General features: G+C 57.0%; 6 protein-coding genes and 4 pseudogenes. 5 read left to right on the forward strand and 5 right to left on the reverse strand.

Features of this window, described 5'->3' with window-relative positions; translation table 11 throughout:
• Positions 1-193: 193 nt before the first annotated feature.
• Together WS62_RS26735 and WS62_RS26740 are read left to right on the forward strand one after the other, a co-directional pair.
• Positions 194-1,428, forward strand: a protein-coding gene (locus WS62_RS26735; protein WP_156441152.1) for an IS3 family transposase whose coding sequence is annotated in 2 segments (ribosomal slippage) — positions 194-548 and positions 548-1,428 — 1,236 coding nt in all. Because the reading frame shifts where the segments join, the coding sequence is not laid out codon by codon here.
• Between the two features lie 231 nt (positions 1,429-1,659).
• A pseudogene (locus WS62_RS26740) lies at positions 1,660-2,019 on the forward strand (transposase); the annotation flags it as partial.
• Positions 2,020-2,094: 75 nt separating this feature from the next.
• On the opposite strand, the gene WS62_RS35060 reads toward WS62_RS26740, so the two are convergent.
• From WS62_RS35060 to aspT (WS62_RS26765), 5 genes and pseudogenes are all read right to left on the reverse strand, one after another.
• A complete protein-coding gene (locus WS62_RS35060; RefSeq protein ID WP_442855107.1) occupies positions 2,095-3,165 on the reverse strand; it encodes an asparaginase in 1,071 nt (356 codons plus the stop codon).
• Positions 3,166-3,358: 193 nt separating this feature from the next.
• Positions 3,359-3,592: pseudogene (locus WS62_RS26750) on the reverse strand (IS5/IS1182 family transposase); the annotation flags it as partial.
• Between the two features lie 120 nt (positions 3,593-3,712).
• Positions 3,713-5,362 (reverse strand): bifunctional aspartate transaminase/aspartate 4-decarboxylase, encoded by a 1,650-nt coding sequence (locus WS62_RS26755; RefSeq protein ID WP_066577324.1) that lies wholly within the window; start codon positions 5,360-5,362, stop codon positions 3,713-3,715.
• A gap of 99 nt (positions 5,363-5,461) precedes the next feature.
• On the reverse strand, positions 5,462-7,147 hold the full coding sequence (gene aspT, locus WS62_RS26760) for an aspartate-alanine antiporter (RefSeq protein ID WP_066577327.1): 1,686 nt from the start codon (positions 7,145-7,147) through the stop codon (positions 5,462-5,464).
• A 119-nt stretch (positions 7,148-7,266) separates the two neighbouring features.
• Positions 7,267-8,949, reverse strand: a complete 1,683-nt coding sequence (aspT, locus tag WS62_RS26765) for an aspartate-alanine antiporter (RefSeq protein WP_066577330.1) — start codon at positions 8,947-8,949, stop codon at positions 7,267-7,269.
• Between the two features lie 1,049 nt (positions 8,950-9,998).
• Here aspT (WS62_RS26765) and WS62_RS36995 point away from each other — a divergent pair.
• From WS62_RS36995 to WS62_RS35075, 3 genes and pseudogenes are all read left to right on the forward strand, one after another.
• Positions 9,999-10,571, forward strand: a pseudogene (locus tag WS62_RS36995) (IS5 family transposase); the annotation flags it as partial.
• Between the two features lie 46 nt (positions 10,572-10,617).
• Positions 10,618-11,191 (forward strand): annotated as a pseudogene (locus WS62_RS38455) (NADH-ubiquinone oxidoreductase-F iron-sulfur binding region domain-containing protein); the annotation flags it as partial.
• Between the two features lie 220 nt (positions 11,192-11,411).
• A complete protein-coding gene (locus WS62_RS35075; protein WP_082721315.1) occupies positions 11,412-11,630 on the forward strand; it encodes a hypothetical protein in 219 nt (72 codons plus the stop codon).
• The last annotated feature ends 207 nt before the right edge of the window (positions 11,631-11,837 follow it).

Genomic DNA, 11,837 nt, shown 5'->3' on the forward strand with positions numbered 1-11,837 from the left:
CCGCCGCCTCCTTCCGGCCATTCCACCCGCTCCAACCGATAGCCGGTCCAGCCGCCCAGTGCCTGAAGTGCCTTGCGATCGTGCAATTCTTCCTCCTGACCTCTATAGAATCAGGCGTCAGGTTACGCAATCTCCATCAAACCCTCCACGGTTTACTGCGATGAACCTTAAATTATGAGGTAGTCTTCTGCCTATGTTTAAGCCCAGTCAAAACGTAGAACCTGTCGAAGTTCTGACCCAGCCGGAGCAGCGTCGCCGGCGTTCTGTCGAAGAAAAGCTCGCGATAGTGCGCGAGACGTTCGAGCCCGGTGCCACGGTTTCCGGTGTTGCCCGTCGCCATCAGGTGAATGCCAACCAGGTCTTCGCGTGGCGCAAGCTCTATCAGGATGGAAGCCTGTCGGCAGTCAGTGCCGGCGAACAGGTGGTTCCGGCATCGGACCTGGCCGAAGCGATGAAGCAGATTCGCGAACTCCAGCGGCTGCTGGGCAAGAAAACGATGGAAGTGGAAATTCTCCGCGAAGCAGTGGAGTATGGTCGAGCAAAAAAATTGATTGCGCGCTCACCATTGCTGCCGGGGGACGACCGTTGAAGACGGTCTGTGAAGTCCTGGGTGTGTCGCGCTCGAATCTCACGGTCAAATCAAAGCGCCCCGCTGAATGGGTCGACCGGCGCAAGACGTCCGTTCTGGATGACATGCCGCTCGTCATCGAACTTCGCGAATTGGTCGCCGACCTGCCCACGTATGGCTACCGGCGGGCATGGGCGCTGCTGAGGCGAAGCCGGGACGCGCTGGGCCAACCGCGTGTCAATGCAAAACGAGTGTATCGCGTCATGCGTCGCCACGGCCTGCTGCTCGAACGCCGACCTCGTCATGCCCCATCTACGCGCCGGCACGATGGCAAGGTCGCGGTGGACAGGAGCAACGTCCGTTGGTGTTCGGATGGTTTCGAATTCCGCTGCGACGATGGCGCCCCCTTGCGCGTCATCTTTGCACTGGACTGCTGCGACCGGGAAGCCATGAGCTGGGCCGCGACCACTGGCGGTTACACCGGCGACATGGTGCGCGACGTGATGCTTCAGGCGGTCGAAAACCGTTTCGCCGGTGCGTTGAAGGCTGACAGCGAAATCGAGTGGCTAAGCGACAACGGTTCCTGCTACATTGCCGACGAGACGCTGACGTTCTCGCGGAAAATCGGCCTGAGGCCGGTCACGACACCCGTCAGAAGTCCGCAGAGCAACGGAATGGCCGAGAGCTTCGTCAAGACGATGAAACGTGATTACGTTTCGTGGATGCCCAAGCCCGACGCCAGAACGGCGCTGCAGAATCTGGCCATTGCGTTCGGCCACTACAACGAGTCGCATCCGCACAGTGCCCTGAAATACCGCTCGCCACGCGAGTTTCGCCAGCAAGCAAATTCTCCAACCTAAGCGTGACCGCGTGTCCGGTCATGCAGGGGCAAGTCCAGCCGTGAAGATCCATATCATCTTGCACTATGAGCAGGCTCATGTCGAAGGCCGGTGCCTCACGACGCGGAAGGGAGGCGTCCATACCATTTCTCTCAAGAGTTGGACCCTCGTCAAAATCCGGCGCGGTTCATGCGCCTTGAACTCCTTACTATGCCGCCGACGTCGCGTCGGTTGCACAACCTCCGGCATCGCCTCGTTCTCAACCTCACACCGGCCGACACTGCCGGCAGTACCGGTACGAAGTCGGTGCTGGAGGCCGTGAGAAGACGCTGGCGTCCGGCGTGCAAGCACCTATTTGCCGACGGCGCGTATGGCCGCACAGCACTGATGGATCAGGCGGCAACCCCGGATTTCGTGGTTGAGATGGTATACCGCCACGAACAGCAGGTGGGCTTTGCCGTGCTGCCACGTCGTTGGGGGGAGCGAACCTTCGGCTGGATGGTTCGCTGACGTCGTCTGGTGCGCGACTACGAGCAGCGTATCGACGTGTCCGAGGCTATGACTCATATCGCCAAGGACAGCTCGTTGTTACGTCGAATCGAACATCAATGAATTTTCAAACGGGTTCATATCCAACATTAAACAGTCACCATCCCTTTCCGAGAGCCGGAGCTGTAATCAACGTTTCTACCATCCAGCCGAAAATGCCTTTTGCACTTGAGCTGGCGCTGTGACGTGGTTGGCAATCAATAACTGAGCAAGAATGCGCGCCTTTTGTGGGTTCAAATCAAACGCTACAACAAATCCGCTTTTGTCATCGTTAATTTCGACATTCCGATTGACGAATCCAGATCCGACGCGCGCGGAGCGAATAACCAAAATTCCTTTATGAACAGCTCTTTCAAGTGCGGCCAACGCTTCTTTTGATGCGTTGCCATCACCAACGCCAGCGAGAACAATACCTTTTGCATCCTTACTTGCAGCATCGATCTGTTCGGCATCCATATTGCTATGTGCGTAAATGATTTCGACGCGAGGTAATTTATCGCCTGCCGGCAGTTCATATTTTGTCGAAAATATAGTGTTCTGATCGCCTATAAACCTAACGCTGGCATGGTCAACATAGCCAATAGGTCCCGCATTCGGTGAACGGAATGTTTCAACGCTTGTTGTATTGGATTTAGTAGTCCAACGTGCGGCTTGAATCGTTTCGTTGAGCACCACCATCACGCCACGCCCTAAAGCTTGAGGGCTGGCCGCAACTTTCACCGCATCGTATAAATTGTTGGGCCCGTCCGCGCTTGTCGCTGTCGACGGGCGCATGGCACCCACCAATACGACAGGTCTATCGGTAGCCAGCACATTATCCAGAAAAAAAGCCGTTTCTTCGAGTGTGTCGGTGCCATGCGTTACAACAACCGCGTCCGCTTCATGCTGATCAAAAATCTGCTGAATTCGACGGGCAAGCTTGAACCAGACTTTATCGTTCATATCCTGCGATCCGATAGACGCGACCTGCTCGGCACTCAGGTTTGCCAGCTTGTCGATGCCCGGAACAGCCTGAATCAACTGCTGAGCATTCACACCGCCGGCGTTGTAGGCATTTGCGCCTCGCGGATCAGCCTGGCCTGCGATGGTTCCACCTGTTGCGAGCACAATGACACGCGGCAAACCCGCTGACGATCGCGAAACCGTGCTCTCGGCTCCAGTGGATGCTGGTTCTGCGGCCTGTAGACGAGCACCATATAGGAATACCATCGCCAGAATGACTGTCGTACCCAACAGGTACACCATCCCGTAATGCTTGAGCTGCCGTTGTGCAGATATAGCATTTTTCATGATCTCTATTCCTCTTCATCGATATAAATAGGAAAGCAATTTACAGAATAAATGCAGCTGATTTTGCTTACATAGTCGAGCCTGAACAATTCTCTGTGCATTGGGTCCGTTCTCATTCAATTGAGATCGTAGCAAAGGAACGTTTAACCCGATCGAATAGAACGAAAACGCAAAAAAGCCACAACTTCCTGAGGATCATCCGCAAGTTGTGACCGGTGCCGCACAGCACCGCCTGAATCACGCCACCGAGCGCACCTTTGAGCCAGTTCCGATCAAGTTGTCCGTCCGCCTTCATGTTACCGATGGCGGGCTCGATCGCGCTTCGCTTTCGGATCAGGCCGAAAAGCCTTGCCCCATAAGACTTCAAGAAATGTTTAGGTTCGACTACATAAGCTCTCCCAAGTTGAGCGTGAGACGATCGGGCGATCGTGTTAGCTTACCCGGCACGGCACACGCTACCTCAGTGTTACTTCACATTGCTCTTGTCTAACTTCCGGCCCGTCGCGGCGTTGAAGCGATCGACGTATTCCTCGATCAGCTTGCGCATAGCGCGGCCGATCTTCCGGTAATCGGATTCGTTTAAGTTGGCGAGCGACGCACGCCCCGATGGATGCTTCGTACCGAAGCCGCGCCCCGGCAGCAGCACGACCCGCGCTTCGCGCGCGAGACGGAACAGTAGTTCAGAAGGTTCGATGTTCTTGAACAGCCACTCGACGAACTCGCGTCCGAACATTCGCTCGCCGAAAAACTCGATGTCGAGGATCGTGTAATAGTCGACCTGATTCGGATCGCCGTCCTCGAACGAAATGCCGATTTCTTCGTACAGCGCCTGCTTGCGGCTGCGGATTAGACGCTTCAGCGCGTTCTTGTACGCATCGGGCGTATCCATCAACGAGAATAGCGAGAACAGCACCATCTGCACCTGTTGTGGCGTTGACAGGCCTGCCGTGTGGTTCAGCGCGACGGTACGACTGTCGGCCACCAGCCGGTCGATGAACTTCAACTGGTCCGGTTCTGTCGTGATCGATTCGTAGCGTGCATGCAGCACCTTCTTCACGTCCTTTGGCAATTTGGCAAGCAACTGGTCGAGTACGTTGTCGCGGTGAGTAGCGATCGTGCCAAGCCGCCAGCCGGTTGCGCCGAAATACTTCGAATACGAATACACGAGGATCGTGTTTTTTGGCGCGAGCGCGAACAGAGATACGAAATCGTCAGCAAAAGTGCCGTACACGTCGTCGGTTAGAAGGATTAGGTCGGGCCGTTCCTTGACGATGTCCGCGATGTATTCGAGACTCTCATCATTGAGCTTCACCGACGGGGGATTGCTCGGGTTCACGAGGAAAAACGCCTTCACCTTCGGATCTCGAAGTTTGTCGAGTTCCTGCTTCGAATACTGCCAGCCGCTTTCAATGTCGGCGTTCAGATTGACGACTTTCAGCTGGTAATCGTTCAGGCTTGGAATCTCGATGTACGGCGTGAAGATCGGCATACCGAGAGCAATTGTGTCGCCGGATTTGATCAGGAAATTCTGACGCAACGTGTTGAAGATGTAAGTCATCGCAGCAGTACCGCCTTCCACCGCGAAGATGTCAAATTCGCCGACGAACGGATACTTACCGATCATCTCGCGGCGCAGATATTGCCCCACGATGATCTCGGATAGCTTCAGCATACGGTCCGGTACCGGGTAGTTCGACGCGAGAATGCCTTCGCACATTTCGTATAGGAAATCGCCAGCCGACAGCCCGAGCTGGTCGCGCACATACGAGACGGCTCCGCGCAGGAAGTCGATGCCTGGCACGCCGCCGTTCTCGCGCACGAATAAGTCGAAACGCTCGGTTAGCCCATCGCGCCTCGGAAAGCCACCGACACCTTCTGGCATATATGCAAACGAACGTTCCGCTTCGCGCATCGCGAACAGGCCGAGCTGCCAGAAACCATGGCGCGGGATCGTCGCGAGGAAGTTCGGGTTACCACGGCCTGCGTTGAGCATCGACACGTTTGCGGGACGCTCGACCGCGCCGCCACCGGCTTCCTTGATGAGTTCGTCCTTCAGCTCGAACGGGCTGAGGGCGGCTAGCTGTTCGTTACCACTACCGCCATTGTCATTTGCCATGATGCATTCTCCAGTGAGGGCGAAGTGCGCCGGCGTAGCGCGCCGTCCTGCGATTGCGCCAGCGCGAGAAAAAAGTAGCAGCCAAGTGTTACCGATACATCAAACGAGCCCTACGACGAGCGGCCCGAGCAGCGTTAGCAGCACATTGGCAATCGCGTAGGTAATCGCAAACGGCACGGTCGGGACTGCGCTTTCGGCCTTGTCAAGCACGCCACCGAACGCGGGATTGGCACTGCGTGAACCGGATAGCGCACCGGCCAGAATCGCAGCATTTTTATAACGCAGCACATAGCGGCCGAAGAGCATTGTCAGTAGCAGGGGGAAAAGCGTTACGAACACACCGAGCAGGAAAATCGTCATGCCGCTTTGTTTAACCGTCACGACTGCCCGCAAACCAGAATTGAGACCGACTATCGCGACGAACGCAGCAAGCCCAAAATCCTTCAGCAATTGAGATGCCGCTGACGGCATCACACCATACATTGGATGCTTTCCGCGCATCCAACCGAACAGCAGCCCTGCCAATAGGCAACCACCGCCCGCCCCGAGCGTGAGCGGAATGCCCGCAAGTTTGATGACGACCAGTCCGATCATCAAGCCAAGCACGAGACCCACGCCCATATAAATGAAATCGGTCTTGTTGGAGTACGGCAATTCGTAGCCGGCTGCCTCCACCGCGCGCTTCGTGTCCTTCGGCGTGCCATAGAATGTAATCACGTCACCGTGTTCGACTCGCGTTTCCGGCAAGACCGGCAGCGGCTGACCGGCACGCGTTACACTCTCGATGTAAACGCCACGGCGCAGATCCCGGTCGATGTTCGCCCGCGCCGCGGCGATCGTCGTGCGATTCATGCCCTTGCGAGTGAAAACCGCCTGACGGGACTGCATCACGACGCTGATACCGTCTGTGTCAGCGACTTCCGCGCCGATCAGCGGTGCCGCGTCGACCATTCCCTCGCGACGACCGACGATGAGCACCACGTCGTCTTTTTCAAGTACAGTGCCCGGTCGCGGTTCTACCGTCTTGCCATTCCGGCGGATGCGTTCGATGGTGATCAGATCGTTCTGGCTCACTTCGATATCCGAAATCGTCCGGCCTGCGGCATGACTCACGCGATATGCGCGCCCGACCAGCTCCGGCAGCGCCAATAGTTGCCCTGATCCAGTCGGAGCGACGTCGCCGGCCAGTTCCTTTTCTGCTTCGATCGATGCTTCGCGCAGTTCTTGGCCCATGAACTTCGGCAGGATGTTCACGCACACGACAATCGCCCCCAATGAGCCGAACACATAGGTAACTGCATATGCGATCGCCACGTCGGCCTGTAGTGCCCTCACCTGATCGGCTGGCAACCCGAGGCGGGCGATCGCGTCGCCTGCGGTGCCGATGATCGCCGATTGCGTGAGTGCACCACCTGCAAGGCCAGCCGCAAGCCCCTTGTTCAGGTGAAAGAGCTTCGCGCACACTACGACTGTAAAGAGTGCCGAGACGGCAAGAAATGACGCCATCGCAATTTCGCGCAGCGTCTTGCGGTTCAGTGAGTTGAAGAAGCCGGGACCCGAGTCGTAGCCAACCGCGTAGATGAAGACGGCAAACATCACGGCCTTCACGCCGTTGTCGATCGACACGCCTACCTGACTAATGACGACCGCTGCCAACAACGAACCACCTACGCCACCCAACTGGAACTTGCCAAAGTTGATTTGGCCAATGAAGTATCCGACAGCCAGCGAGAGAAATAGCGCGACCTCGGGCGATTTGTGAAAGATATTATGTAACCAGTCCATCGTGTCCTCGCTTTGAAAGGATAGCCTTTGGCACTTCAATTGCGCGCACGTTGTGGTAATCACGTGCCGCGGTACTGACTACGCGATAGGTTCAGGGTCCACTCGCATGCTTGCATCGCTCATCCGGACTTCCCGACCAGCCCGACGACGAGAGGCCCCATCAACGGCAACAGGATGTTTGACAACGCATAGGTGACGGTGTAGCCGATAACCGGCGTCGAATTGCCGGCCGCGCCGATGAGCGCACTGATCGCCGGCGTGCTGCACTGCTGACCGGCGATAGCGCCGAGTAGCATCGGCGTTTCGAGTTTGAGAAACTTGCGGCCGATCCACAGTGACAGCAGCCCGGGCACGAGCACCATCAGGATTCCTGCGAGCGGCAGCGCGAAGCCATACTCGCGCACGAGCTTGATTGCGTCCGGTCCGGCCGAAAGGCCGACGGCAGCAATGAAAGTAGCGAGTCCGAAATCCTTCAGGACTTGCGCGGCGGCGGATGGCAGCGAACCGACTCGCGGATACCGAGATCGAATCCAACCGAACAACAAACCAGACAGCAGGCAACCGCCACCGGTGCCCAACACAATCGACACGCCGCCTATCCTGCCGCCCAGATGGCCGATCGCCATCCCCGCGAGTACGCCAAGGCTGAGATAGACGAAGTCCGTCTTCTGGGTCGCTTCGAGCACGTAGCCGAGCTGGCGCACGCAGCGCAAGAGATCTGCCTTCTTGCCGACCAACGACAGTACGTCGCCATGCTTCAGCTCCGTGCGGGGCAGCGCGGGGACTACTGTCTCGAGACGCGTGATGGCTGCGATGAATACACCTCGCCCCTCTTCAGGCGCCGCCCGCTCACGTAACTGCGCGACAGTCAGCCCGTGCACCTCACGGCGCGTCAGTACCACGTCGACGGATTCGACAATGACCGCGCCGAAGCCGACGCCGGTTACTTCTTCGCCAATACACGGTGCGGCCGTAACAAGCTCTTCACGTCGTCCGACAACCAACACGAGGTCGTCAATAGCAAGTGTCAGCCGCGGCTCAATCGGCAACTCCACGTCGCCACGCTCGACTCGCTCGATGGTGAAATTGTTGCCGTACAGCTGTTCTAGCGCAGCGATTGCCATGCCCGCCGCCGCCTCGACCCGAAACACGCGGCCGACTAGCGACGGTGCTGCCGTGCGCTGGCCATCGTCGAATGCGCCGTCCCCCCCCAGTTTGCGCCACAGACGTTCTGCTTCGTCACGTAGGCTGACTCGCAGCAGCAGAGGCGCGAATTGATTGGTGAATAGCACAATCGAGACCATACCGAACAGATAACTGACACTGTAAGCGGTCACGATGTTGGCCTGCAGCCGCGCCGTCTCAGCGTCCACGAAGCCTAGCTTCGCAACCGCCTCCGAAGCCGTGCCGATCACGGCGGATTCCGTGGCCGCACCAGCAAGCAGCCCGGCGGCGGTACCCGCGTCGAGGCGCAGCGCGACGACCGCGATCATCACAACCACCAGTACTGAGACGACTTCGACGATCGACAGCAGGCCGTAGCGCCAGCCGTGACCCATATTGGCGAAGAATTGCGGGCCACCGGTAAAGCCCAACGCAAAGATAAACAGCGCAAAAGCGATATTTTTCAAATCCGGCGCCAGTCGCGCCCCGCTCTGACCAAGCATCAATGCGACGATCAGCGTGCCGCATATGCCGCCAAGCTGAACAGGTCCAATTCGAAACGATCCAATGAAATATCCGATTCCAAGGCTTGCGAATAGTGCGATTTCCGGCTGAGTCATGAGCAATTTGCCAATCATTTTCCGGTTTACCTATTCTGAGTCGACTTCAAATTTAAATTTGAAATTCTGATAAAACGTTATCCGCTAGCATCGAATATGACACACGACTTTCATCTCCATAACTTAATGGCGAAATTTTATTCTGGACTTATTGCCGATCTAGGATAGACGAATTCGGACATCTTGCGACGTGGTCCATAATTTGTATTCCTAACTTTCAGTGTCTTGAACGGTAGTCATCGATTCCTCGTAAATTTGGCAAACAATGAGCAAAACCGCCGTCAGAATTGCTCAGCAGCTTATCTTACAGTTCGAAAGATAATATGAAACAACAAGCCGAGATCCGACATACCAATACACTTGCAACTATTTCTTGGGTGCCACCGAGATGACGATTACTGCTGGCATATGGTTGCCATTCTTCGCTCCACACAGTTCAGCGTGGAACACGCCTGACGTCCCGGGATAAATAGCAAGCGTCGTGCCACCAATCAAACTGAATCCATGTCGCTGTTTTTGATCACAAATCCCCGATACCACGGCAGATTGCGTTCGTTTTTCAGAATGGGGGCGACATGAATCGTCCGAAAATCCGGACGAAAGTTAGAGCTGGTTGGGATGTTCAACCTCATCTTGACGATTCAGGCTACTTGTTTCGTCTGCGCTGCCAAGCCATTTCATCCTATCTGACGTCAATGTGCCATGCAGGTGGCTCGCTCCTTGCTTTTCATGTGCCAACTGCTGTGGGCAGCCCCCTCTCAATGAGGAGTTGGAAGGCGTTGTCGCATAAATCGGCCTCCCGCCGCTCCGGGGGCTGATGTATACACGCAGCAGCCCGAGCGGCGTTACCGGAGACAATTCGGACTCCCGTGTATATTCTCGATTTTTTCTGAGACGATACGCAAGGGCACACGTAGGACACGGCAGCCCAAGGGGAGCTACCGCGCGCGGAACTGGTCGGCCTACAACGCCGGCCTGATCATTCGAGGCAACGTGACGATGTGGATCGAGCAAAGCGAACTGATCAAGGCACCCGAGCGTGTGCCGCAACAGCGGGGTCGACCCGCGTGAATGCCGATTCGGTCATCCAAACTCTGCTCGGGCTCAAGCAGATGTTTCGCCTGCCGCTGCGAGCGCTTCAGGGTTTCGCACAAAGCCAGCGGAACCTGGCCTTCGCTGATCTGCCGGTACCGAACTACACGACGCTGTGCTGTCGCGCGCAAACGTTGCAGGCGCAATTGCCGATCATCCGCAACCACGCGTCGCTGCACTTTGTGGTCGACCGCACGGGCGCGAAGCTCTACGGCGCAGACGAACGTAAGGTTCGTCAGCACAGCTACTCGAAGCGCCGAACCTGGCACAATGTACATTTGGCGCTCGACGCAAGCACCGGTCAGCTCCGAGCGGCGCTGATGACGCATCAGGACGTCGCCGACAACGAAGTGCTGCCTGAACTGCTCGATCAGATCCCTGCCGAAGAACCCATCTGCACCATCAGTGCAGATGGCGCCTACGATGCTCACGCGTGCCACGCCGCGATTGCGCCGCGCGGCGCGGTGCCCTCGATCCCCAGCGAGACGGCACGGTCCATTGGTCACAGCACACGCCCGGCGGGGCGGAGCGCAATGAGGCAGTCGATGCCATCGCACAGAATGTGCCGGCTCGAACGGAAGAAGCGCAGTGGCTATCCTTCGCGAAGGCCCGTATGCCTATCGCGCCCTCGGCATCGCGAATGCATGCGGCACGAAGCTCTATTCGCTGTCGTGCGATGTGCTCGATCCCCGCCTTTACGAACGGCCGATGGGCACCAGCCGCCGGGAGCTTATCTTCACATACGGCGGCGGTATGCTGGGCGGCAAAACTATCAAGTCCGTGTTCACTGGCGGGCAGTCGAACACGCTTTTGACGGCGGCAGACCTCGATGTGTCGTTGGATTTTGTCTCCGTACGCTCCCGCGCGCTCGCACCTTGGAACCACCGCGATAATCGTCATCAGCGATGGGCACGAGTATCGTGCCGCGAAGTCACGCGCTACGTCGAATTCTTCGCTGCCGAGTCTTGCGGGCAATGTTTGTCTTGTAAATGCGGAACGTTCCAGATGGCGCGCCTGTTGCACCGAATCGGCAAGTCGGCACAACGTCGCGCCAGTCAGGAATCTATGCGTAGTGCTACCGAGTTCCGGCCGTTGTGCCCTCATCGACTTCGCGGTAATCGTCGTGGAGAGTTCTATACGCGCGTTCCCGCGCGAATACGGTACGTGACGTACTGCTACCGGGTGAAACACTGGTTGCCGTCGACGGCAATGACGATCACAACGACGAATTGGAAGTGATCCAGTGTCAGCAGCACACGCAGGTTGAAGGTTTAGACGTACAGCTAGACGGCGCGCTCGTGAGACGGCCAACAATGGCCGCTTCCGTTTTTTATTCTGAGCTAGCTGAAATGTCCGTGCCGGATTTCTCCACCCGAAAGGAGATGTTCATGCAGTTCGACTACAGATCATTCCACATCAATTGCACGCCTCGCTCAGTTGACGGCCAATTCATCGCACGAGCTGTTGTTTCGCGAGATCGAGAAGTCGGCGAACGGCGCGGAAGCGTTCACCAGTCGGGCGACCTCGGTGTGTTTCCGCTGAAAGACGACGCCATTATCTATGCCCGAGCATGGGCAATTCAGTGGTGTGATGAAAACTTGGCGTAGCGTCTGGACTCGCCCGTTCACGACCGAACACGCGGTCACACTTAGTACTACAGCTGTAGATGTTCAGCACCTTGAACCGCCCCGGGAATCGTGGAGGCTGGTTGGTTTAAGTTAATGCGGTTTCAGCGGCAGCGGTTTTCAGTTGCCGATAGTAGTTTGCCTCAGCTTCAGCGGGCGGGATATAGCCGAGTGGTTCCATCAGTCGGT

It is taken from the genome of Burkholderia sp. ABCPW 14, from assembly GCF_001523835.1.
GTDB lineage: Bacteria > Pseudomonadota > Gammaproteobacteria > Burkholderiales > Burkholderiaceae > Burkholderia > Burkholderia mayonis.

Bases quoted from the DNA above. Each gene is read 5' to 3' on its own strand.
- WS62_RS35060 (WP_442855107.1), bottom strand. From the start codon at position 3,165: ATGGTATTCCTATATGGTGCTCGTCTACAGGCCGCAGAACCAGCATCC.
- WS62_RS26755 (WP_066577324.1), bottom strand. From the start codon at position 5,362: ATGGCAAATGACAATGGCGGTAGTGGTAACGAACAGCTAGCCGCCCTC.
- aspT (WP_066577327.1), bottom strand. From the start codon at position 7,147: ATGGACTGGTTACATAATATCTTTCACAAATCGCCCGAGGTCGCGCTA.
- aspT (WP_066577330.1), bottom strand. From the start codon at position 8,949: ATGATTGGCAAATTGCTCATGACTCAGCCGGAAATCGCACTATTCGCA.
- WS62_RS35075 (WP_082721315.1), top strand. From the start codon at position 11,412: ATGCAGTTCGACTACAGATCATTCCACATCAATTGCACGCCTCGCTCA.